20 protein-coding genes are annotated in these 21,672 nt (G+C 73.0%); 11 read left to right on the top strand and 9 right to left on the bottom strand.

The features are described from left to right. The first annotated feature begins 102 nt into the window (after positions 1 to 102). The 3 genes from ACZ6X9_RS20665 to ACZ6X9_RS20655 all read left to right on the top strand — a co-directional run bounded on the left by ACZ6X9_RS20665 (position 103) and on the right by ACZ6X9_RS20655 (position 2,501). Positions 103 to 1,278, top strand: a complete 1,176-nt coding sequence (locus ACZ6X9_RS20665) for an alpha/beta fold hydrolase (RefSeq protein WP_469779448.1) — start codon at positions 103 to 105, stop codon at positions 1,276 to 1,278. A 121-nt stretch (positions 1,279 to 1,399) separates the two neighbouring features. Beyond that, positions 1,400 to 1,975, top strand: a complete 576-nt coding sequence (gene tsaE / locus ACZ6X9_RS20660; protein ID WP_469779447.1) for a tRNA (adenosine(37)-N6)-threonylcarbamoyltransferase complex ATPase subunit type 1 TsaE — start codon at positions 1,400 to 1,402, stop codon at positions 1,973 to 1,975. Between the two features lie 301 nt (positions 1,976 to 2,276). Beyond that, the gene (locus tag ACZ6X9_RS20655) at positions 2,277 to 2,501 is read left to right on the top strand and encodes a hypothetical protein (protein ID WP_469779446.1); all 225 of its coding nucleotides are present in this window, start codon (positions 2,277 to 2,279) and stop codon (positions 2,499 to 2,501) included. 46 nt (positions 2,502 to 2,547) lie between these two features. Here ACZ6X9_RS20655 and ACZ6X9_RS20650 read toward each other — a convergent pair whose 3' ends face one another. Beyond that, a complete protein-coding gene (locus tag ACZ6X9_RS20650) occupies positions 2,548 to 3,135 on the bottom strand; it encodes a hypothetical protein (protein WP_469779445.1) in 588 nt (195 codons plus the stop codon). Between the two features lie 178 nt (positions 3,136 to 3,313). On the opposite strand from ACZ6X9_RS20650, the gene tsaB reads away from it, so the two are divergent. From tsaB to tsaD, 3 genes are all read left to right on the top strand, one after another. Then, positions 3,314 to 4,027, top strand: a complete 714-nt coding sequence (gene tsaB, locus ACZ6X9_RS20645; protein WP_469779444.1) for a tRNA (adenosine(37)-N6)-threonylcarbamoyltransferase complex dimerization subunit type 1 TsaB — start codon at positions 3,314 to 3,316, stop codon at positions 4,025 to 4,027. Between the two features lie 65 nt (positions 4,028 to 4,092). Beyond that, positions 4,093 to 4,602: a ribosomal protein S18-alanine N-acetyltransferase gene (rimI, locus tag ACZ6X9_RS20640; protein WP_469779634.1), complete on the top strand. Its 510-nt coding sequence runs from the start codon at positions 4,093 to 4,095 to the stop codon at positions 4,600 to 4,602. Next, entirely contained in the window at positions 4,595 to 5,746 is a 1,152-nt protein-coding gene (gene tsaD, locus ACZ6X9_RS20635) for a tRNA (adenosine(37)-N6)-threonylcarbamoyltransferase complex transferase subunit TsaD (RefSeq protein ID WP_469779633.1), read from the top strand. Before rimI ends, tsaD begins: the two co-directional genes overlap by 8 nt. Before the next feature lie 26 nt (positions 5,747 to 5,772). Here the strand turns inward: tsaD and ACZ6X9_RS20630 are convergent, their stop codons facing one another. From ACZ6X9_RS20630 to ACZ6X9_RS20610, 5 genes are all read right to left on the bottom strand, one after another. Continuing rightward, positions 5,773 to 6,567: a DUF7919 family protein gene (locus ACZ6X9_RS20630; protein ID WP_469779632.1), complete on the bottom strand. Its 795-nt coding sequence runs from the start codon at positions 6,565 to 6,567 to the stop codon at positions 5,773 to 5,775. 214 nt (positions 6,568 to 6,781) lie between these two features. Continuing rightward, complete coding sequence (locus ACZ6X9_RS20625) at positions 6,782 to 7,162, bottom strand: hypothetical protein (RefSeq protein ID WP_469779443.1); 381 nt, start codon at positions 7,160 to 7,162, stop codon at positions 6,782 to 6,784. Next, entirely contained in the window at positions 7,138 to 11,772 is a 4,635-nt protein-coding gene (locus tag ACZ6X9_RS20620) for an RHS repeat-associated core domain-containing protein (protein ID WP_469779442.1), read from the bottom strand. Before ACZ6X9_RS20620 ends, ACZ6X9_RS20625 begins: the two co-directional genes overlap by 25 nt. Before the next feature lie 147 nt (positions 11,773 to 11,919). Next, positions 11,920 to 12,552 (bottom strand): Uma2 family endonuclease, encoded by a 633-nt coding sequence (locus ACZ6X9_RS20615; RefSeq protein WP_469779441.1) that lies wholly within the window; start codon positions 12,550 to 12,552, stop codon positions 11,920 to 11,922. Positions 12,553 to 12,594: 42 nt separating this feature from the next. Continuing rightward, positions 12,595 to 13,800, bottom strand: coding sequence for a THUMP-like domain-containing protein (locus tag ACZ6X9_RS20610; RefSeq protein ID WP_469779440.1), 1,206 nt, complete (start codon positions 13,798 to 13,800; stop codon positions 12,595 to 12,597). 116 nt (positions 13,801 to 13,916) lie between these two features. On the opposite strand from ACZ6X9_RS20610, the gene ACZ6X9_RS20605 reads away from it, so the two are divergent. From ACZ6X9_RS20605 to groL, 3 genes are all read left to right on the top strand, one after another. Beyond that, a complete protein-coding gene (locus ACZ6X9_RS20605; RefSeq protein ID WP_469779439.1) occupies positions 13,917 to 14,810 on the top strand; it encodes a polysaccharide deacetylase family protein in 894 nt (297 codons plus the stop codon). 236 nt (positions 14,811 to 15,046) lie between these two features. Next, positions 15,047 to 15,355 (top strand): co-chaperone GroES, encoded by a 309-nt coding sequence (groES, locus tag ACZ6X9_RS20600; RefSeq protein WP_004955293.1) that lies wholly within the window; start codon positions 15,047 to 15,049, stop codon positions 15,353 to 15,355. Positions 15,356 to 15,474: 119 nt separating this feature from the next. Next, on the top strand, positions 15,475 to 17,100 hold the full coding sequence (gene groL, locus ACZ6X9_RS20595) for a chaperonin GroEL (RefSeq protein ID WP_469779438.1): 1,626 nt from the start codon (positions 15,475 to 15,477) through the stop codon (positions 17,098 to 17,100). Positions 17,101 to 17,219: 119 nt separating this feature from the next. Here groL and ACZ6X9_RS20590 read toward each other — a convergent pair whose 3' ends face one another. Then, positions 17,220 to 17,993: an SDR family NAD(P)-dependent oxidoreductase gene (locus ACZ6X9_RS20590; protein WP_469779437.1), complete on the bottom strand. Its 774-nt coding sequence runs from the start codon at positions 17,991 to 17,993 to the stop codon at positions 17,220 to 17,222. 47 nt (positions 17,994 to 18,040) lie between these two features. Beyond that, the gene (locus ACZ6X9_RS20585; protein WP_469779436.1) at positions 18,041 to 18,745 is read right to left on the bottom strand and encodes an MOSC domain-containing protein; all 705 of its coding nucleotides are present in this window, start codon (positions 18,743 to 18,745) and stop codon (positions 18,041 to 18,043) included. Positions 18,746 to 18,898: 153 nt separating this feature from the next. Here ACZ6X9_RS20585 and ACZ6X9_RS20580 point away from each other — a divergent pair, with 153 nt between their 5' ends. Further along, entirely contained in the window at positions 18,899 to 19,852 is a 954-nt protein-coding gene (locus ACZ6X9_RS20580) for a LysR family transcriptional regulator (protein ID WP_469779435.1), read from the top strand. Positions 19,853 to 19,975: 123 nt separating this feature from the next. On the opposite strand, the gene ACZ6X9_RS20575 is transcribed toward ACZ6X9_RS20580, so the two are convergent. Continuing rightward, entirely contained in the window at positions 19,976 to 20,296 is a 321-nt protein-coding gene (locus ACZ6X9_RS20575; RefSeq protein WP_469779434.1) for a WhiB family transcriptional regulator, read from the bottom strand. 444 nt (positions 20,297 to 20,740) lie between these two features. On the opposite strand from ACZ6X9_RS20575, the gene ACZ6X9_RS20570 reads away from it, so the two are divergent. Then, positions 20,741 to 21,352 carry a response regulator transcription factor gene (locus ACZ6X9_RS20570; RefSeq protein WP_003948568.1) on the top strand — a complete coding sequence of 204 codons (612 nt, stop codon included), beginning with the start codon at positions 20,741 to 20,743 and terminating at the stop codon, positions 21,350 to 21,352. Positions 21,353 to 21,672: the final 320 nt, after the last annotated feature.

Raw genomic sequence — 21,672 nt, 5'->3', positions numbered from 1 at the left:
CCGGCCGGGGGAGCCGGGAATTTCGCGGGAGCCGGAGGTCTCGGGGGCGCCGGAGAAGCCGGAGCCGCGTGCCGCCGGAAGCGCCGAGCCGGGAGCCGCCGGATGAGCGAGGCCGGCGGCGGTGTCCCGGGCCGGAGCGGCGCGTCGGGCTGGCTGCGCGGCGCGGGGGTCGCCGGTGCGGCCGTGGGCGTCCTCGCGGCCGGCGCGGCGGCGGGCGTCGCCGTCGAGCGGCTGACCGTCGGCCGCGGCATGCGCCGCAAGGCGCGGCTGGCGCTGGACGCGACGGGCCCCTACGGGACGCTGCGGGGCACCGCGGGAACGGCGGTCGCGGAGGACGGAACCGAGCTCCACTACGAGGTCGAGGAGGCGGCGGGCCCGGCCGCGCGCTCCGGGCGTCCGCCCGTCACGGTCGTCTTCAGCCACGGCTACTGCCTCAACCAGGACTCCTGGCACTTCCAGCGCGCCGCCCTGCGCGGCGCCGTCCGGGCCGTCTACTGGGACCAGCGCAGCCACGGCCGCTCCGAGCGGGGCCGAGGCCAGCGCGAGGGCACCGGGACGGTCTCCATCGACCTGCTGGGCCGCGACCTCAAGGCCGTCATCGACGCGGCGGCGCCCGAGGGGCCGCTGGTGCTGGTGGGGCACTCGATGGGCGGGATGACCCAGATGGCGCTGGCCGCCCAGTACCCGGGCCTGATCCGGGACCGGGTGACCGGCGCGGCCTTCGTCGGTACGTCGTCTGGCCGGCTCGCCGAGGTGACGTTCGGGCTGCCCGCCCTGGGCATCACCATGGTGCGGCGCGTACTGCCGGGCGCCTTCCGGCTGATGGCCGCCCAGACGGACCTGATCGAGAAGGGCCGCCGGCTCAGCGCCGACCTGCTCGCCGGGGTCTACCGGCGCTACTCGTTCGGCGCCAGGGACGTCGATCCCGCCGTCGCCCGGTTCGCCGAGCGGCTGCTGGAGAGCACGCCGGTCGACGTCGTCGCCGAGTTCTACCCGGCCTTCGCCGAGCACGACAAGACGGCGGCCCTCGAGGTCTTCCGGGGCCTGCCGGTACTGGTACTCGCCGGTGAGAAGGACCTGATCACCCCCGCCTCCCACAGCGAGGCCATGGCCGCCGCCCTCCCCGACGCCGAGCTGGTCCTCGTCCCCGGGGCGGGCCACCTGGTGATGCTCGAACAGCCCGCGACGGTCGACGCCCGCCTGGCCGACCTCCTCACGACGGCGGGCGCGGGCGACGCGGTCCGCCGGGACGCGGCGGGGGCGCGGGGCGAGAGCTGAGGGGGACAGGTGGGGGGGGAGGGCTGAGGGCGGGGGCGGGGTGCCCCGCCGTATCCGGGGCGCGGCCCGGCCCGCGCCGCCGCTTCGGCCCGCGGCCTCACCCCCCGTACCATCGGGCGGTATGAACGTCCCGCTCGACTCCTCCGCCGTGCCCGTCCCCGGTACTTCCGACGCCCCCCGCACGGCCGCCGCGCAGCTCACCGTCCGGACGTCCGAGGACATGCGGGAGCTGGGCCGCAGACTCGCCCGGCTGCTGCGCGCCGGTGACCTGGTGCTGCTCTCGGGCGAGCTGGGCGCGGGCAAGACGACGCTGACGCGCGGGCTCGGCGAGGGGCTCGGGGTCCGGGGCGCCGTCACGTCCCCGACCTTCGTGATCGCCCGCGTCCACCCGTCGCTGTCCGGCGGCCCCGCCCTCGTCCACGTCGACGCCTACCGGCTGTCCGGCGGGCTCGACGAGATGGAGGACCTGGACCTCGACGTCTCGCTGCCGGAGTCGGTGACCGTGGTGGAGTGGGGCGACGGCAAGGTCGAGGACCTGTCGGAGGACCGGCTGCGCGTCGTCATCGAGCGCGCGGTGGGCGCGGAGGCGCCGGCGCCGGGCGACGACGAGGCCGCGGACGACGTCCGGACGGTGACGGTCAGCGGCGTGGGCGAGCGCTGGGCGGCGGCGGACCTGTCCCCGCTGACGGCGGGCTGATCGCGCCCGTACCCGTCACGCTCCTTCTCCCGCCCACGGCCGCACACCGGGACGGCCGGGCCCGCATCGCCCGGCCGGATGGCCACGGTCCGTTCACCGGGACGGCAGGGCGGATGCCCGTGCCCGCACTCGCCCGCGAGCCGGAATTGTCGCCTCCGCATCGCCCGTCAAAGCCCTCCCGCGAGAAGTAACCGACAAGGTGTCGGGAAGATGTTGCGATGTTGCCGCCGGGCGTGGTGACATGGGGAGAGAGACATGGTTAGGCATGCCTGACCTTGACCGGCTGCCCTAGGAGGCGTTCATGTCGGCCCAAGAGCCCGCAGCAGCCGTGGACCATGGTGCGCGTTCGGCCGGTACGCCCCGCGCGGAGGGCGGCACCGACGAACGCACGCCTTCGGTGCGCGACCTGCTGGCCGCCTGCGCCGCCGCCGACGCGGTCTCCACACCGCCGCGGGCACCCGCGCCCGTCACGGAGGCGGACGACGGGGAGGAGCCGGGCGGCCCGGACCGCCGGGCCGCGGCCTGACCGCCGTCCGCCGCCGTCGCCGCGGAACCTGCCGTCGCCGCGGAACCTACGGAACCACGACCACCTTGCTGCCCTTGGGCGCGAACTCCCACAGGGCCAGCCCGTCCGCGGGCTTCTCGCGGATGCCGCCCGTCTTCTTCGCCGGGTCCGGTTGCGGCGGGGAACCGTCCACGGCGGCACTGAAGCCGAAGACGACCCCCTTGGCGTCGGTGAGGAACCGGACGATGTGCTCCAGGCGCACGCCGTCCGACCCCGGGCCGTTGAGGTCGCGGGAGGTCACCGAGTACGTTCCCGGCTGCGGGTTCACGGTGCTGGGCGTGACCTCGAAGGACCGGAGGTCCTTGTTGTCGGCGCCCACCAGCCACACCCGCTTCTGGCCCACCGAGTAGACGACCCGCTTGCCCGTGCCCGAGCCGCCCGGCACGGCCGGCGGGGCGTCCTTGTGCGCGCCGCCGCCCTTGCCCTTGTCGTCCTTGCCGGAGCCCTTGGCGTCGCCGGGCGTCGCGGAGGCGGCGGCGGACGAACGGTGGACGCGGTGGGGCGCGGCCGACGCCTCGTAGGCGAGGTAACCCACCACGGCCAGTGCCGCCGCGGTGAGCCCGGTCACGAAGACCCCGGAGCTGCTGCGTGCCACCCTGCGCACCCTTTCGTCCCCCGTACGGCCATGCGGCGTACGGTCATCCGCCCCGACCGTAGCACTCGGGCGCACCACCGACGCGCCCCCGAGGCGCCTCCGGGGCGCCCCTGGGATACCCCTGAACCCGGCCCCCGCGGGCACCGGCGGCCCCACGGCGCGCCGTAGGCTTGTCATTGTGCTGCTGCTCGCTCTTGATACCGCCACGCCCGCCGTCACCGTAGCCCTCCACGACGGTGACTCCGTCGTCGCCGAGTCCCACCAGGTGGACGCCCGCCGGCACGGCGAGCTCCTGTTGCCGGCCGTCGACCGGGTGCTCGCCGAGGCCGGTCGCACGCTGGACGAGCTGACCGGCATCGTGGTCGGCGTCGGCCCCGGCCCCTACACCGGTCTGCGCGTCGGCATCGTCACCGCCCTGACCTTCGGCGCGGCGCTCTCCGTGCCCGTGCACGGCCTGTGCACGCTGGACGGCATCGCCTACGCGGCCGGCGCCGCCGGGCTGGCCGGCGAGTTCGTGGTGGCCACGGACGCGCGCCGCAAGGAGGTCTACTGGGCGCGCTACGCCGACGCCCGGACCCGCGTCACCGAGCCCGCCGTCGACCGGCCCGCAGAGCTGACCGAGCCGCTGGCCGGGCTGACGGCCGTCGGCGCGGGCGCCGTCCTGTACGCCGACGCCTTCACGGACGTCCGGTCCGACCTGCCGCAGCACCAGTCGGCGGCGGCGCTCGCCGCGCTCGCCGCGGAGAAGCTGCGCGCGGGGGCCGCGGGGGACGCGGAAGGCCTGGGGGGCGCGGCAGGTGCCGACGCGGGCTTCCTGCCCGTCCAGCCGCTGTACCTGCGCCGCCCGGACGCCCAGGTACCGGCCAACTACAAGGTGGTCACACCGAAGTGAGTCCTTCAGCGAGCCCGTCGGCAGGCCCCTCGGAACCCGGGGCGGAGACCGTGCGCGTCCGGGAGATGCGCTGGTGGGACATCCCGGCCGTGCTGGAGCTGGAGCGCGCGCTGTTCCCGCACGACGCCTGGTCCAAGGGCCTGTTCTGGTCCGAGCTGGCACACGCGCGCGGCGCCGGCGCCAACCGCCGCTACGTCGTCGCCGAGACCCGTGACCGGCGCGTCGTCGGCTACGCGGGCCTCGCCGCCGTCGACGGCACGGGCGACGTACAGACCATCGCCGTCGCCACCGACCACTGGAGCACCGGCCTCGGCTCCCGGCTGCTCCGCGAACTGCTCGCCGCCGCCACCGCCTTCGAGTGCCGCGAGGTGCTGCTGGAGGTCCGGGTGGACAACACCCGCGCCCAGCGCCTCTACGAGCGCTTCGGCTTCGAGCCCGTCGGCATCCGGCGCGGCTACTACCAACCGGGCAACGTCGACGCGCTCGTGATGCGCCTGCCCACGGAATCCGACAGCGGCCCCGCCGCGGACATCAACGCAGTGCAAGAGGGAATGACCCATGGCTCCACTGACTGACGAACCGCTCGTCCTCGGCATCGAGACCTCGTGCGACGAGACGGGCGTCGGGATCGTCCGCGGCCACACCCTGCTCGCCGACGCGGTCGCCTCCAGCGTCGACGAGCACGCCCGCTTCGGCGGCGTCGTCCCCGAGGTCGCCTCCCGCGCCCACCTCGAGGCGATGGTCCCCACCATCCAGCGGGCGCTGAAGGAAGCCGGCGTCACCGCCAAGGACCTCGACGGCATCGCCGTCACCGCCGGCCCCGGCCTCGCCGGCGCCCTGCTCGTCGGAGTCTCGGCGGCGAAGGCGTACGCCTACGCACTCGGCAAGCCGCTCTACGGCGTCAACCACCTCGCCTCGCACATCTGCGTCGACCAACTGGAGCACGGCGCCCTGCCCGAGCCGACCATGGCCCTCCTGGTCAGCGGCGGCCACTCCTCGCTGCTCCTCGCCCCGGACATCACCTCCGACGTCCGCCCGCTCGGCTCGACCATCGACGACGCGGCGGGCGAGGCGTTCGACAAGGTCGCCCGCGTGCTCAACCTGGGCTTCCCGGGCGGCCCGGTCATCGACCGCTACGCCCGCGAGGGCGACCCCGAGGCCATCCGCTTCCCCCGCGGCCTCACCGGTCCCCGCGACCCCATCTACGACTTCTCCTTCTCCGGCCTCAAGACCGCCGTCGCCCGCTGGATCGAGGCGAAGCGCGCCGCGGGCGAGACGGTGCCCGTCGCCGACGTCGCGGCCTCCTTCCAGGAGGCGGTCGTGGACGTCCTCACCCGCAAGGCCGTCCGCGCCTGTAAGGACCACGGCGTCGACCACCTCATGATCGGCGGCGGCGTCGCCGCCAACACCCGCCTCCGCGCCATGGCCGAACGCCGCTGCGAGGACGCCGGCATCACCCTCCGCGTCCCCCGCCCCAAGCTCTGCACCGACAACGGCGCCATGGTCGCGGCCCTCGGCGCCGAAATGGTCGCCCGTGGCCGCTCCGCCTCCTCCTGGGACCTGCCGGCGGACTCGTCCCTCCCGGTCACGGAACCACACGTGCCGGGCACACCCGAGGAGCCCACCGGCCACTCCCACGGCCACGGCCACTCCCACGGGCATGGCCACGACCACGACCACGTACACGAGCTGAGCAAGCAGAACCTGTACGACGCGTAGGGGTTCACGTGGGGTCCCCTCCCCGCTCACCGCGGCGGGAAGGGAACCCCACGCCTGCGGTACTCGCCCCGGACACCCTCCCGCACGGCGGGGCCGACCAGCCCGAACAACTCCCTGTCGAAGCAACCCGAGCGCAGCCAGCAACCGGCCAGCGCGACGGCCAGCTCCTGATCCGCGACCAGCCCCAGTTCCTCGTCACGGGCCGCTTCCCCAAGGGCCCGTTCGACCCGCTCGTCATCCCACCGGGGAAGATCGAGCAGGGCGTTGACACGCCACACGGGGTCCGCCCCCGCGTCCACGAGAGTGTCGTGCAGGAACTGCGCGCGCTCATCCCACGGAAGCGGCCGTCCGTCCGTGACAGCGGAGACGAATTCCTCCGGCGGGGCGTAATGGTGACGCTCGACGTAATGGAGCAGGAGTGAAGGCGCCGCGTAGGTAAGCCCTGTCCGGGCGTAGACGTGAATCTCGCCGTTCCCGACCTCCGGTTCCTCCGGCGCGCAGAGCTCGCATGCGTGCAGGCCCAGCGTCATGCTCCGCACCTTGCGGACTTCACCACGCAAGGCGTCGAGGAGAGACGCGGACGGTTCGGAGGGAGTCCCTCGCAGTTCTCTCTCCGGCCCCAACCAGCCGACGTTCCTCATGGCCAACGGGTATTGCTCGTCGGCATAGGGGGATCGATCCGGGTATTCAGTCACCTGGTACCTCGCTGTCCGGTGACCAGTACGGCCGGTCGGTCTCTCTGAGCATCGAGCCTTCCGGCTGGCTCGCCGGCCCCTCGGAGGCCGGTCCGGCTCTCGCCCTGTGCGGCGGGACGAGCACATCCACCTGCTGGCCGAAGCGCTCGATCCACCGCACCGTAAAGGCCGCGTCCGGCCGGCGTCGCCCTCGGTGCCGATCACAATGCGGAGGCGCGCTCCGGGCCAGACCTCCCCGTCGACACATCGGACGGTGTAGATCACCCCGTCACCTTGCACGTCCCCGACGAACTGAATGCGAAGAGCTGCCCGTGCCTGCCCGCGATCGCGCTCGCCCACCTCATCGCCGATCACGGAACGGGGCGTACCAGTCCCTCGGTAGACCCTCGATCTCTCCGATTTCCCCTACCTCATCGTTGACGAGACGGAACGTCGTATAGGTCAGGGGGTAGTGGATCGCGGACATGGCATGTTCTCGGGTGACCACCCGGAGGCGGGCCTCCCGGGGATCGGTGAGATCGAGGATCGCCCGGAAACCGGCCTCGGCGTCCTGCAAGACGGTGACGGGTTCCTTCGCGGACGGAGCCGAGACCGACATCGTCCATACCGTTTCCCACGTCCCGTCATCCAATTCTGTGACGGTTCCCCATCTCGTCTTGCGGATCGCCGAGGCATCGTATTCGGGAAGCCCAGGCGTCATGGAGTTATCGGGGGAAACCATTTCATCTCCTGATTCAGTGTCTTGAACGCTCCCGGATGGAAGATGGTTTCATCCGGCACGCCCTCGCCCACCTCTCGCACGGTGACCAGGCCGGCGTCCTTCAGCTTCTGGAAGGTTTTGGCGGGGAGTCGCCCCACCAGAACGGATGACGGCGAGTTCCGGTCCACACGCAGTCCCCACTCGTAGGCCGACTGAATCCCGGGATGGCTAGGGCCGTCCACTTGGTGTGTGAAGAACGAACCCGGTCGGCTCATGGAGCCTCCATGCGTGGCGGTCCGGGCCGCCTCCTCGTCCAATCCGTTGGCGAGGATGTTCTGAGCGTGTCTGAGGGACGTTCCATGGGCGAAGTCCAGATGCGTGGGTCCGTCTTCGTTCTCGCACGACGTGAGACCCAGCGGGTCGGTCCAGTGATGAGGGTTCGCCACGTACCCCACCGGATTCGGCCCCGCCGTCAGCCCCAGTGGGTCCGGGGACACGTACCGCGCCGTTTCCGGGTCGTAGTGGCGGTGGACGTTGTAGTGGAGGCCGGATTCGGGGTCGAAGTATTGGCCCGGGAAGCGGAGGGGGGTGTAGGTCGTGCTGGTTGTCGACCAGGTCGTGGTGCCCCAGAGGGTGGTGCGGGTGTGCCAGGTGGTGGTGCCGTTTTCGTCGAGGAGTTCGGTGGGGGTGCCGACGAGGTCGGTGACGATGGCGAAGAAGCGGTGGTCGATCTCGGGCTGGGGGGTGGAGGGGGTGACGCGTTCGGTCTGGGTGAGGGGGTGGAGGCCCCGGTGGTCCCAGGTGAGGGTGACGGGGTGGGGGAGGGCGGGGGAGCGGGTGGTCTGCTCGGCGAGGGTGGGGCCGTCCCAGGTGAAGTCCACCTGTTCGCTGACCTCCCCCGAGGGGCCCAGGCGCTGTTTCGCCGTGCGGCGTCCCAGGGGGTCGTACAGGTAGCGCCAGCGGGTGCCGTCGGGGGTGGTCACCCCGGTCAGGCGGTCCTCGGCGTCCCACTCGTACCGCCAGGTGTCCGGTCCGCGGGAGAGGCGCTTCTTGCGGCGGAGGACGACGCGGCCCGCGGCGTCGTGTTCGTATGTGACCGAGCCCGCGCGGCGGATGCGGGTGCCGGTGTAAGCGCGGTCGCCGCGGGCCTCCGCGCCGGGATGGCCGTCGGGCCAGTGCGCCTCCGTCTGGTTGCCCGCCGCGTCGTACGCGTACCGCTCCGTCCAGTCGGCCGCGTGGACGGCGGTCACGCGGCCCGCCGCGTCCAGGTCGAAGGTGCGGGAGCCACCGGAGGTGTCCGTGATGCCGGTGAGGTGGCCGTCCGGGCGGTAGGTGTAGGACGTGCGGTGGAGCCGGGCGGGCGGGGCGGTCAGGGTCTGGGCGAGGAGGCGCCCGGCCGGGTCCCAGTCCCGGGCGAGGGTGACGTCCGCGCCGAAGCGGCGGGCGGTCTCGCGGCCCGCCGCGTCGTGGTCGAGGGTGACGGTGTGGCCGGAGGCGGTCAGGGCCGTCGGGCGGCCCGCGGCGTCGTGGGTCCAGGTGCTGACCGCGCCCGCCGGCGTCGTCCGGCCGGTCCGCCGGCCCGCCGCGTCGTACGCCGAGCGGAGCGTGCGGCCGTCCACCGTCTCGGCCAGCACGCGGCCCGCCGCGTCGTACGCGAACGTCAGGGCGGTGTCCGGTCCCGTCGCCGTGAGCAGCCGGTCCGCGGCGTCGTAGGTGTACGTCGTGACCCGCCCCGCCGCGTCCCGCGCGACGACGCGGTCGAGCACGTCGTGGGTGTAGGCGATCGTCTCGCCGAGGCCGTTGACGCGGGAGACGAGCCGGCCCGCCGCGTCGTACGCGTAGTGGAGCGCGCGGCCGTCGAAGTCGGTCTCCGCGACGAGCAGGCCGGCCGGGTCGTAGTCGTACGTCCAGGTCAGACCTTGTGGGTTGGTGACGCGGCGGAGGCGGAGGGCGGTGTCCCAGGTGAGCTCGTGGCGGGTGCCGTCGGGGTCGGTGCGGCTCGCCGGCCGGTCGAACGCCGTGTACGTCCAGCGGGTCACCGCGCCCAGCGGGTCGGTGAGGGCGACGAGGTTTCCCTCGCCGTCGTACTCCCGGCTCTCCCGCGCTCCGTCCGGTGCCGTGCGCGAGGCGAGGAGGCCCTCGACGGTCCAGGTGAGGCGGGTGGTCGCGCCGAGCGGGTCGGTGACGGCGGTGACCCGGCCGAAGGCGTCCCGCTCGTACCGGGTGACGGCGCCCAGCGGATCGGTGATCTCCGCCGGCAGCCCGGCCGCGTCGCAGCGGACGCGTGTCACCGCACCGAGCGGGTCGGTGACGGAGGTGAGCCGGCCCGCGGTGTCGTAGGTGTACGAAGTCGTGGCACCCGTGGGATCGGTGTGGCGGATGAGGTTGCCGGACGCGTCGTACTCCTGCCGTACGACCGTGCCGTCCGGCCGGGTGATCGTCTCCGGCAGCCCCGGTGCCGCGTACCGGGCGGTCAGCTCGCCGCCGTCCGGGCGGACGACCCCGACGAGATCGCCGTGCGCGTCGTAGCGGAAGGACGTCGTCCGGCCGAGCGGGTCCGTCCGGGACAGCAGCCGGTCGTACCGGTCCCAGGAGGAGCGGGTCACCGCGCCGGTGGGGCCGGTCTCCTCGACGACCCGTAACGCGGCGTCGACCAGGTAGCGCGTGGTGGCGCCGAGGGAGTCGGTCGCCGTGGTGAGACGCGATCCCGTCTCGGGATCCGGGGCGCCGTACGTAAACGAGAACCCCATGTGCCCCTCGGCCCCCGCCTGGTGGACGCAGCGGTCGTGAGCGTCGTAGGCGAACGCGTAGGCGTGGTCGTTGCGGTCGGTCCAGGAGGTGACGCGCCCGCGGTCGTCGTAGGCGAACCGGAGGGGGAGGCCGGAGGAGTTGACCACCTCCGTGAGATCACCGTCGCGGTAGCCGTAGCGGACGAGTTCCGCCTCGCCCAGATGCAGAGCCGTGACGCGGCCGCCGGAGACGGTGACGCGGACACGGGGGCCACCGTCGTGGGTGATCGCGGCCGGGGCGCCGTCCTGCGTGTACTCGAAGGTGACGCCGTTGCCGTTGCGGTCGGTGAGGCGGCGGAGCAGGGCGAGGCCGGTGCCGAAGCGGGTGAAGTGCCAGGTGCGGCCGGTGAGCGGGTCCGAGACGACGTAGCCGTCTTCCCCGGGCCGCTCCTCCAGCGGCCACCGGGGGCCTTCGACGGGCAGCGAGCGCCCGCCCGGGCCGGGGTGCGGGTAGTCGAGCAGCAGACCGTCGTCGAGGACGAGGACGAGCCCGGCGGCGTCGGTCTCCAGCCGCTGGTCGACCGTGCTCGCCCAGGACGGGCCGAACCACCGGCCCGCCCGGTAACCGGACTCCGTCGTCCGCCGGAAGACCAGCGGCGGGGACGCGGGCAGCGTGGCGTCCGTCTGACGCAGCACCATCCTGCCGGTCGCCATGTCGACCGGGTCGCCGTTGACGCACCGGGCGTGCTCGGAACGGGAGTTGTGGCGCGGGTGCTCCGCCGTCTGGGCGCGGGCCGCGCCGGTGGGGCGGGTGCGGGCGGTGCTCCCCGAGGTCCCGGTGGGCGAGCCGATGACATCCGGACGACCGTGCGTCCGGGCGAACGTGTCGTGGACGTGCCGGTCCTGCTTCCGCTGCGCCCGTCCCGCCTCGGCCAGCCCCTTGCCGACATCGTCCAGGTGCGTCCGCAGTTGGCCGTGGGCCGTGCCGAGGGACCGCAGCGCCTTCTCGGCGGCCTCCTCGATCGCCTTGGCGAGAGAGCCGCGGCCCCGGGTGCGGTTGAAGTGGTGACGGGTGGTGCCGAGGTGGTGTCCGCCCTTCTCCCCCAGGTGACGGGAGTGGTCGTGGACGCTGCCGGTGAAGGTGTTGTGCTCGTGTTCGTCGAAGACAAGGTCGCCGCCTCCGCCCGCGCCGCCCCCGGCGCTCGCCAGAACGAGCCCGCCGCCGGGCCCGCCGCCGGGCCCGCCGCCGGGCCCGTCGGCGCTCGCGAGGCGCAGGTTCTCCCGGCCCGCCCGGGCGGTCTGCCGGAGGTCCACGCCGTCCCGCGCGCCCAGCCCGTCGGAGACCACCTGGACGACGAGGTCCGTGGCCATCGCGTCGAGCGCCGCGAAGACCGGCCCGGTGACCACCGACAGGACTTCCCGCGCCGCCGCTTCCGCGGCCTCCTTCAGCAGGCGCTTCACCACCGTGCGGGTGGCGGCCACGCCGCTCACCGCGCCGAGTTCGGAGAAGCCGAGCGTGAACGGTGCCGCCGCCTGCGCGGCGGCGACCTCGGCCGCCAGCGCCACCAACTGCGCGATCGCCGCACCCTTGGCGCCCGCCACGACCACCGCCGCCGCGTCCAGCCCACCGGCCAGCAGCCGTCCGGCCTCCGCGAGGTTGTGCAGGTGCTTGCCGTTGAGCTTGCGGACGTGTGCGTCGATCGCCTCCGTCATCTGCCCCTTGTTGGTCGACAGGAGGCGGTTCAGCGCCACTTGGGCGTTCCCGCGCCCGGTGTCGACGTCGGTGGCGAAGCTCCGTAACGACCGGGCCATGTCCCGGTAGTCGTCCTCGTCGACGTTCGGCCAGGTGACACCGATCAGATCGAGGACGAACGCCAGCTTGTCGGGCAGGACGACACCCATCCCGGAACCCCCCTACGGATACGGGCACCTCTGCTGTATCAGGCGAGCGGGTCGACTCTAGGGATGGGTGGGCGTCACATCAACCGGCTTGCAGGCGGGGGAGTTTGGGGTGACCGGGGCCCGCTTCCGCGCCGGGGGCCGCTGAGGTCAGGGAAGCAGGCCGGAGGTGTCCAGCACGGGGTAGGGGTCCGGGAGGGCGACCCTTCCGCCGAGTTCGGTGCTCGTGGTGGTCCGGTAGCGGCTCCGGCCCGGGCGCCGCGGGTCCTCGCCGGGCTCCGAGTGGACGTACACCCGCTCGTCCTCCCGGTTGACGAGGACGTAGACGGGGATCTCCGAGGCGGCGTAGGCCCGGTGCTTGGGGCCGGCGTCCATCTCGTGGCCGTCGGACGTCACCTCGCCGACGAGGGCGAGCAGACCCATCGGGTACCAGCCCTTGTGGGTCGCGTAGTACGCCTCGTCCCGCTCGGTGGGCCGGTGCTTGAGGACGTGGAAGTCGGGGATGACCAGGGTGCGGGTACCGCCGTCATCATCCTTGCCCGCGGCCGCGCGGAAGCCCATTCCCATCCCCGCCCACCGAACCCCCGCGGAGCGCAACCGGCAGGAGATGCCGAGCCGCACCACGCCGTGGGCGTAGTCCGGCCGAGGCGGCACGATCACCATCCCCTCGACGTACTCCGGCCGGATCGGCGCCTCCGACGCCTCCTCGAACGCGATCAGCAGGTCGACGGGGTCCTGCCCCCACGACTCGCCCACCGGCTCGATGCGGGAATCGGCGTCCATCGCGCCCCCTACGCCTTCGTCGGCTCGCCGCTCACACGGGGGCTACGCCCGGACCGGCTGCCCCAGCAGCATCGTCGGGGCGCCCGCCACCCGCGTAAGGACGATCACACAAGAGTTCACTCCCTCGAGTTTCAGCTTCTTGCGGAGCTCCTCCGGCTCCACCGCCGAGCCGCGCTTCTTGATGACGGCCACGCCGACGCCGCGCTCCCGGACGAGGGCCTTGAGCTTCTTGAGGTTGAAGGGGAGGACGTCGGTGATCTCGTAGGCGGACGCGTACGGGGTGGGGCGGAGCTCGTCGGAGGTGACGTAGGCGATCGTCTCGTCGATCAGGCCGCCCGAGAGCCGGTCCGCCACGTCCGCGACGAGGTGGGCGCGGATCACCGCGCCGTCCGGCTCGTAGAGGTAGCGGCCGACCGGGCGGACGGCGGGGTCGGGGAGGCCGGTGCCGGTCAGGGTGGTGCCGGCCGGCAGGAGGGTCGCGCGGCGGGCGCCCGGGGCGGTGCCGAACCACAGGACGGCTTCCTTCACGTCGCCGCCGTCCGAGATCCACTCCGCCTCGGCGTCCTCGGGGACCGCCTCGTGCGGGACGCCCGGAGCGATCTTCAGGGCGGCGTGCGGGGCCGTGCGGGCCGCCTCCACCGCCCAGGACAGGGGCGGGGAGTACGCCTCCGGATCGAAGATCCGGCCGCGGCCTCCCCGCCGCGCCGGGTCGACGAAGACCGCGTCGTACCCGGAGACGTCCACCTCGGTCACGTCCGCGCAGCGCACCTCGATCAGGTCCGACAGGCCCAGGGCCGCCGCGTTGGCCCGGGCCACCGCGCAGGTCAGCGGGTCGCGGTCGACGGCGAGGACGGCGATGCCGACCCGGGCCAGGGCGATGGCGTCGCCGCCGACGCCGCAGCAGAGGTCGGCCAGGCGGCGGACGCCGAGGTCCGCGAAGCGGCGGGCCCGGTACGTGGCGACGGAGGTGCGGGTGGCCTGTTCGACGCCGTTGGGCGTGAAGTACATGCGGTACGCGTCCTCGGTACCGAACTTCGCCACCGCCCGCTGGCGCAGCCGCGCCTGCCCGAGGGCGGCGGAGACCAGTCCGGCGGGGTGGTCGCGGCGCAGTCGCGTCGCGACGGCCAGCTCCCGGGCCGGGTCGTGGTCGCGCAGCTCCTCCAGGAGCCGGCGGCCCTCGTCGGTGAGGAGCGCGGCGAAGGCGTCGACGGCGGCGGGGGCGCTGGTGTCGGTGTTCGGGGCGGGCACGGTTCCATTCTCGTGCACCGCACACCCGTCGGGCTCCTCCGCGGTCTCGTGCACCACACGCCCGTCGGGCTCCTCCGCGGTGCGGCCCACCGAACGGATGAACAAGAATCGTTCCTGTGACTCCGTCTGGAACCGGCCGACACCGCCTCCGAAGCCGAATACGCGGCTCCGCCCGTCTCGCCCTCGTCCCGCTCTGCGCTGCCGCCCTGCTGCTCTCCGGGTGCTCGTCCGGATCGGACGGCAAGAAGGACGAAGGCGGCGGTACGGCCTCCGGGGTGCCGAAGCCCACGGAGCGGCCCAAGGAGAAGCGGACCACCGCCGACCCCGCCGCGTACCGCCGCTGGGGGCTCGACAAGCCGCTCGCCCCGCCCCCGGCCCCGCCCGCCTCCCGGCTCACCGAGCACCACAAGGGCGCGGTGCCGCAGATCGTCCGCCGGGTGCCGACCAAGGACAAGGTCGTCTTCCTGACCTTCGACGACGGCGCCGAGAAGGACCCGGCGTTCCTCCGGATGGCCGAGGACCTGAAGCTGCCGTTCAGCATGTTCCTCACCGACAGCGCCGCGCGCGCCGGGCGCGGCTACGGCTACTTCGACAGGCTGCGCGCCCTCGGCAACGGGGTGCACAACCACACGCTCACCCACCCCAACCTGCGCACCCTCTCCGCCGAGGCCCAGAAGCGGGAGATCTGCGGGCAGCAGGAGACGCTGAGGAAGCGGTTCGGCAAGCGGCCGGAGCTGTTCCGTCCGCCGTACGGCAACTACAACGACGCCACCCTGGCGGCGGCCGGCTCGTGCGGGGTGAAGGCCGTCGTGCTGTGGCAGGCCACGATGCAGATCAATGACATGAGGTACGCGGAAGCGGGGAAGCTTCGTCCCGGTGACATCGTGCTCGCGCACTTCCGCGGTCCCGCCGAGCTCAAGGGCACGACCATGACGCGGATGGTCGCCAACATGGTGCGCAGCGTCCAGCGGCAGGGTTTCACGGTGGCGCGGCTGGAGGACTACGTCTGACCGGCGCGCCGGGCGGAGGGGCGCGCGACGCGCCGGGAGCGCCCGGCGCGCGGCCGCAGATTGGCACTCCGCTTGACCGAGTGCTAAGCGCGTCATAGTCTCGGCTCCGTTGGCACTCTCCACCGGTGAGTGCCAAACACAGCGACGGGCAGGTCCGGCACCCGCGACGACGGATCCACCTGGTCGCCACCTCAGACAATTGACCCCGTGAGATCTCCGAAGGGGGAGGTCGGATCGTGACGACCGCCAGCTCCAAGGTTGCCATCAAGCCGCTCGAGGACCGCATCGTGGTCCAGCCGCTGGACGCCGAGCAGACCACGGCCTCTGGCCTGGTCATCCCGGACACCGCGAAGGAGAAGCCCCAGGAGGGCGCCGTCCTCGCCGTGGGCCCGGGCCGATTCGAGAACGGCGAGCGCCTGCCGCTCGACGTCAAGGTCGGCGACGTCGTGCTCTACAGCAAGTACGGCGGCACCGAGGTGAAGTACAACGGCGACGAGTACCTCGTCCTCTCGGCCCGCGACGTGCTCGCGATCATCGAGAAGTAATTCACCCCGAAGCTTTCGAATTCTCGAGGCTTTTGTTCTGTGCCCCTGGTACCCGCGTCCAACAACCGGGCGCCGGGGGCGCAGTTCGTTTGAGAGACACGGCGAAGGATACGTAACCCATGGCGAAGACCCTGAAGTTCGACGAGGACGCCCGTCGCGCCCTCGAGCGCGGCGTCAACAAGCTTGCCGACACGGTCAAGGTGACGATCGGCCCCAAGGGCCGCAACGTCGTCATCGACAAGAAGTTCGGCGCCCCCACCATCACCAACGACGGCGTCACCATCGCGCGCGAGGTCGAGCTGGAGGACGCGTACGAGAACCTGGGCGCCCAGCTCGTCAAGGAGGTGGCGACCAAGACCAACGACATCGCGGGTGACGGCACCACCACCGCGACCGTGCTGGCCCAGGCCCTGGTCCGCGAGGGTCTGCGCAACGTCGCCGCCGGCGCCTCCCCGGCCGCCCTGAAGAAGGGCATCGACGCCGCGGTCAAGGCCGTCTCCGACGAGCTGCTCGCGACCTCCCGCCCGATCGACTCCAAGTCCGACATCGCCGCCGTGGCCGCGCTGTCCGCCCAGGACAAGCAGGTCGGCGAGCTCATCGCCGAGGCGATGGACAAGGTCGGCAAGGACGGTGTCATCACCGTCGAGGAGTCCAACACCTTCGGCCTGGAGCTCGACTTCACCGAGGGCATGGCCTTCGACAAGGGCTACCTCTCGCCGTACATGGTCACCGACCAGGAGCGTATGGAGGCCGTCCTCGACGACCCGTACATCCTGATCCACCAGGGCAAGATCTCCGCCATCGCCGACCTGCTCCCGCTGCTGGAGAAGGTCATCCAGGCCGGTGGCTCCAAGCCGCTGCTGATCATCGCCGAGGACGTCGAGGGCGAGGCGCTCTCCACCCTCGTCGTCAACAAGATCCGCGGCACGTTCAACGCCGTCGCCGTCAAGGCCCCCGGCTTCGGCGACCGCCGCAAGGCGATGCTGGGCGACATGGCCACCCTCACCGGTGCCACCGTCGTCGCCGAGGAGGTCGGCCTCAAGCTCGACCAGGTCGGCCTCGAGGTGCTCGGTTCCGCCCGCCGCGTGACCGTCACCAAGGACGACACCACCATCGTCGACGGCAAGGGCGACTCCTCCGAGGTCGCCGGCCGCGTGGCCCAGATCAAGGCCGAGATCGAGACCACCGACTCGGACTGGGACCGCGAGAAGCTCCAGGAGCGCCTCGCCAAGCTCGCCGGTGGCGTCTGCGTCATCCGCGTCGGCGCGGCCACCGAGGTCGAGCTCAAGGAGAAGAAGCACCGTCTGGAGGACGCCATCTCCGCGACCCGCGCCGCGGTCGAGGAGGGCATCGTCTCCGGTGGTGGCTCCGCCCTGGTCCACGCCGTCAAGGTGCTGGACGACAACCTGGGCAAGACCGGCGACGAGGCCACCGGTGTCGCGGTCGTCCGCCGCGCCGCCGTCGAGCCGCTGCGCTGGATCGCCGAGAACGCCGGCCTCGAGGGCTACGTCATCACCTCCAAGGTCGCCGAGCTCGACAAGGGCCAGGGCTTCAACGCCGCGACCGGCGAGTACGGCGACCTGGTCGCCGCCGGCGTCATCGACCCGGTGAAGGTCACCCGCTCCGCCCTGGAGAACGCCGCCTCCATCGCCTCCCTGCTGCTCACGACCGAGACCCTGGTCGTCGAGAAGAAGGAAGAGGAGGCCGACGCCGGCCACGGCCACGGTCACGGCCACGCGCACTGAACCTCGTCCTGAGGTCATGGCTTCCGGGGAGCTCCGGCCCTGAAGCCGCCGAGGCCCGGCACCCCCGTCCGCGGGGGTGCCGGGCCTCCGGCATGGACGCGCGTCTCGTCGGCGGCGCGTCAGTTGGGGCCGTACTTGCGCCCCGTCGTGGACGACACCCGGGCCATCGCCCCGCGCGGCACCAGCTTCGACAGTCCCGTCAGCGCCTTGTACCGGGGATCGGGCACCGACAGCGACTTGCCGCGCGCCAGGTCCTTCAGTGCCGCGTCGACCAGCCGGTCCGCGTCCAGCCACATCCAGCCCGGGATGTTGTCCGTCCCCATCCCGGCCCGCGCGTGGAACTCGGTCCGGACGAAGCCCGGGCACAGCGCCATCAGCCGCACCCCACTGCCCGCCAGGTCCCGCGCCGCGCCCTGGGTGAACTGCACCACCCACGCCTTGCTCGCCCCGTACGTCCCGCGCGGCACGAACGCGGCGACGGACGCGACGTTGACCACGCCGCCCCGCCGCCGCTCCCGCATTCCGCGCGTGGCGGCCATGGTCAGCCGCAGCACCGCCTCGCAGTGCACCTTGAGCATGGTCAGCTCGTCCTGGACGGTGACCTCCAGGAAGCGGCCCTTGTTGCCGAAGCCGGCGTTGTTGACCAGCAGATCCACGGGCTGCTTCCGGTCCGAGAGCCGTTCCTCGACGGCGGCGATCCCCTCCTCCGTCGAAAGGTCGGCCCGCAGTACCTCCACCTCCACCCGGTGCCGGTCGTGGAGTTCGGTCGCCTGTTCGCCCAGCCGCTTCTCGTCGCGGGCCACGAGCACCAGGTGGTGACCCTCGGCGGCCAGCCGTCGCGCGAAGGCCGCGCCGATGCCGGCCGTCGCTCCCGTGATCAGTGCAGTCGTCATACGGGAACGTTAGTGCCCGGCGACACCGCGTGGCGGCTTGCCTTCCGTCAGGCCGGTACGTCCTCGGCGGCCCGCGACGACGCCACGTACCGCTCGGCCTTCCGCCGTACTTCGGGGTGCAGCCCGTCGCCGGCCGCCAGAACGCGGGGCAGCAGGGTCCGTTCCGTGGTCTCCGCGCGGAAGGCGAAGGAGACGCTGACCTCGTGGCCGGGGCGGTGGACGACGCTGACGGGATCACCCGCACGGACCTCCCCCGGTTCGAGCACCCGCAGGTACGCGCCCGGGGCGGCCTCCTCGGTGAACCGCCGTATCCAGCCCCGCTCGCCCAGCCAGTCGGCGAACGTCCGGCAGGGGATGCGCGGCGAGGTGACCTCCAGCAGCAGCCGGTCGCCGATCCGCCAGCGCTCCCCGATCCGGGCGCCGCTCACGTCCACCCCGGACGTGGTGAGGTTCTCGCCGAACGAGCCGTCCGGCAGCGCCCGGCCCAGCACCCGCTCCCAGCGGTCGAGGTCCTCGCGGGCGAAGGCGTAGACCGCCTGGTCGTTCCCGCCGTGGTGCTTCCACGAGACGACCGCGTCCCCGGCGAGCCCGCCGCCCGCCTCGCCCTTGGGCCCGGGCGCGGCCACCGCCACCGGCCCGGCCACGGGCCGTTTGTCGATGCCGGAGGCGAGACCGGCCGTGAAGGGACCGCCGGGCAGGGAGCGGTCGGCGGCGGTACGGGGACGTCCCACGTTGACGGAGAGGATGCGCATCCGACGAGGTTAGGGGGAGGCGGGGCGGCCGTCAGGGGGAAGCGGAGCGGTCGTTCAGGGAAAGGCGGGGCGGACGGCGCCCGGGGCGTGGGCCTTCCCAAAGGCGTGAGGCGGTATTTCCGGCCGTATCCAAGCGTCGCTTATACTTTCCCTATGATCGAGGCCCGCCACCTGCGCGTCCTGCGCGCCGTGGCCACCACCGGTTCGTTCTCCGCCGCCGCCCGGGAGCTGGGCTGCACCCAGCCCGCCGTCAGCCAGCAGATGAAGGCGCTGGAGCAGTCCGCGGGCACCCCGCTGCTCGTCCGTACCGGCCGTGAGACGCGGCTCACCGAGGCGGGCCGGGCCCTCGTCCGGCACGCCGCCGGCATCCTCGCCGGGCTCACCGCGGCCGAGGAGGAGATCGCCGCCATCGCCGGGCTGCGCGCCGGCCGGGTCCGGCTGGTCTCCTTCCCCAGCGGCAGCTCCACGCTGGTCCCCACCGCGCTCGCCGGGATGCGCGCCGCCCACCCGGGCATCCAGATCTCCCTGGAGGAGGCCGAGCCGCCGCGCTCGGTGGAGATGCTGCGGGCCGGTGACTGCGAGATCGCGCTGGCCTTCCGCTACCCCGACGCGCGCGGTTCCGGCCCGGTGTCCGGCGGGGACGCGGCGCAGACCGACGGGGGGTGGGGCGACGGCCGCTGCGGCAAGGACGACCTCGTCGTCCGGCCGCTGCTGACCGACCGGCTCGTCGGCGTCGTCCCCGAGGGGCACCCGCTGGCGGGCGCGGAGCGGATCCGCATCGACGAGCTGGCCGGCGAGCCGTGGATCGCGGGCTGCCCGCGCTGCCGCCGGCATCTGGTGGACATCTGTGAGAGCGCGGGCTTCACGCCGCGCATCGACTTCGCGACGGACGACTACCCGGCGGTGTTCGGCCTGGTCGGGGCGGGTCTCGGGGTGGCCGTGATGCCGGAGCTCGCGGTGGAGTCGGTCCGCCACAAGGGCGCGCGCACGGTGCCGGTGGAGCCGGCCGTGGAGCGCGAGGTGGTGGCGCTGACGCTGCCGGACCTGGCGCGGGTGCCCGCCGTCGCGGAGATGCTCGACCGGCTGGCGACGGCCGCGCGCCGCTGAGCCCTGCCCGGCCGCGAGGCGGTCACCGAGCGTGACCGGTGGCGGGCGCGCCCGGCCCCGCGCGGTGGGGCGTCCGGGGCGCCGGGGGTTCCGGAGGGTGGGCGCGGACGCCGGCCGTCCGCCTCAGGCGCTCAGGTGACTCGAGCCGGCCGCGGGTACCGGGCGCTGCCGGGCGCGGCCCATGAGTTCCTCGCGTTCGTCCTCGGTGAGTCCGCCCCACACGCCGTAGGGCTCCCGGACCGCCAGCGCGTGCGCCGCGCACTCCGCGCGGACCGGGCAGCGCATGCAGACCTCTTTCGCCGAGGCCTCGCGGGCACTGCGGGCTGCGCCGCGCTCGCCCTCGGGGTGGAAGAACAGCGAGCTGTCGACGCCGCGGCAGGCGGCCAGGAGCTGCCAGTCCCACAGGTCGGCGTTGGGGCCGGGGAGCCGGGAGAAATCTGCCATTGCGTGTCCCCTCGAAACGGATCGAAGCGCATCGATGCGACGGTGGTGGGACCGCGGTGGAACCGGCGGGCCCGTCAGGATCCTTATGAGCAGATGAAAATATGACTCATTGCGAATCTAGCCACAGTTGTCCACGAATGTGAAGAAAAACGGCTCCAAGCGGGCAAATGGGGCACGACTCGAACGATCTGGCGAGCGCCCCCCGTGCGCCCTGCTCCGTATCCGGGCCCTCACGTAGAGTGCCGAACACGGCCGACCAAGCCCGTAACTCTTTCGGGTGACCGTCGTTGAGAGTGCGGAGGCGGTTGGCGAATGCAGCGGTCGGGCAGGTGTCCGAGATGGTCCGCGACGGTCTGCTCAGCAGGTGTCTCGCCAATCGCGCAGGTGACGATCAGTACCAGCCTGGAGGCTCAAGGTGACGCGCAAGAGCTGCGGAGGACGGCCATGACATCCGTCCTCGTCTGCGACGACTCCCCGCTTGCCCGAGAGGCGCTCCGGCGTGCGGTGGCGACCGTGCCCGGCGTCGAGCGCGTGACGACGGCGGCCAACGGCGAGGAAGTCCTCCGCCGCTGGGGCGCCGATCGTTCGGACCTCATTCTGATGGACGTACGCATGCCCGGACTGGGCGGCGTCGAGACGGTGCGCCGGCTGCTCTCCGCCGACCCCGGCGCCCGCATCATCATGCTCACGGTCGCCGAGGACCTGGACGGGGTGGCGCTCGCGGTCGCCGCCGGAGCCCGCGGCTACCTGCACAAGGACGCCTCGCGCGCCGAGCTGCGGGCCACGGTGACCCAGGCCCTCGCGGACCCCACCTGGCGGCTCGCCCCGCGCCGGCTGCGCTCGGCCGAGATGGGCGCGGCGCCCACCCTCACCGCGCGCGAGATCCAGGTGCTGGAGGGCATGAGCCACGGACGGTCCAACGCCGAGATCGGCCGCGAGCTCTTCCTCTCCGAGGACACGGTGAAGACGCACGCCCGGCGGCTGTTCAAGAAGCTGGGCGCCTCCGACCGGGCGCACGCCGTGGCGCTCGGCTTCCGCTGGGGCCTGGTCCGCTAGCGGCGGAGCGGGTACGCGGTGCCGCGCGGTCGCGGCGCGTGGTCGCACCTCGGGCGTCGACGGCCGCCGTCGGCGGGGTCGTCGCCGGGAGGGGCCGGCACCGGGCGGACGGGCATCGGACCCCGCGCGGGCGGGGGCGGTCCGGGACCGGCGCGGAGCCGGGTGACGCGCTCGGCGACCCCGCCGCGCCGACGCCCGGCGCCGAAAGCCCGACGGATGCCGCATCCTTGAGGTGTGACTCCTCCCCGGCAGAGGCCGAACCTTCTCGCTCGGCCAGAAGAGACCTCATGACGGGCAGGCACAGCTCGTTGTCGTACGGC

This window comes from Streptomyces sp. NPDC052910, from assembly GCF_055585605.1.
The sequence above is the reverse complement of the archived record's forward strand: the minus strand, read 5'-3'. Positions and strand labels throughout refer to the sequence as shown.

Bases quoted from the DNA above. Each gene is read 5' to 3' on its own strand.
- ACZ6X9_RS20665 (WP_469779448.1), top strand. From the start codon at position 103: ATGAGCGAGGCCGGCGGCGGTGTCCCGGGCCGGAGCGGCGCGTCGGGC.
- tsaE (WP_469779447.1), top strand. From the start codon at position 1,400: ATGAACGTCCCGCTCGACTCCTCCGCCGTGCCCGTCCCCGGTACTTCC.
- ACZ6X9_RS20655 (WP_469779446.1), top strand. From the start codon at position 2,277: ATGTCGGCCCAAGAGCCCGCAGCAGCCGTGGACCATGGTGCGCGTTCG.
- rimI (WP_469779634.1), top strand. From the start codon at position 4,093: ATGCGCTGGTGGGACATCCCGGCCGTGCTGGAGCTGGAGCGCGCGCTG.
- ACZ6X9_RS20630 (WP_469779632.1), bottom strand. From the start codon at position 6,567: ATGTGCTCGTCCCGCCGCACAGGGCGAGAGCCGGACCGGCCTCCGAGG.
- ACZ6X9_RS20625 (WP_469779443.1), bottom strand. From the start codon at position 7,162: ATGGTTTCCCCCGATAACTCCATGACGCCTGGGCTTCCCGAATACGAT.
- ACZ6X9_RS20620 (WP_469779442.1), bottom strand. From the start codon at position 11,772: ATGGGTGTCGTCCTGCCCGACAAGCTGGCGTTCGTCCTCGATCTGATC.
- ACZ6X9_RS20615 (WP_469779441.1), bottom strand. From the start codon at position 12,552: ATGGACGCCGATTCCCGCATCGAGCCGGTGGGCGAGTCGTGGGGGCAG.
- groL (WP_469779438.1), top strand. From the start codon at position 15,475: ATGGCGAAGACCCTGAAGTTCGACGAGGACGCCCGTCGCGCCCTCGAG.
- ACZ6X9_RS20590 (WP_469779437.1), bottom strand. From the start codon at position 17,993: ATGACGACTGCACTGATCACGGGAGCGACGGCCGGCATCGGCGCGGCC.
- ACZ6X9_RS20585 (WP_469779436.1), bottom strand. From the start codon at position 18,745: ATGCGCATCCTCTCCGTCAACGTGGGACGTCCCCGTACCGCCGCCGAC.
- ACZ6X9_RS20580 (WP_469779435.1), top strand. From the start codon at position 18,899: ATGATCGAGGCCCGCCACCTGCGCGTCCTGCGCGCCGTGGCCACCACC.
- ACZ6X9_RS20575 (WP_469779434.1), bottom strand. From the start codon at position 20,296: ATGGCAGATTTCTCCCGGCTCCCCGGCCCCAACGCCGACCTGTGGGAC.
- ACZ6X9_RS20570 (WP_003948568.1), top strand. From the start codon at position 20,741: ATGACATCCGTCCTCGTCTGCGACGACTCCCCGCTTGCCCGAGAGGCG.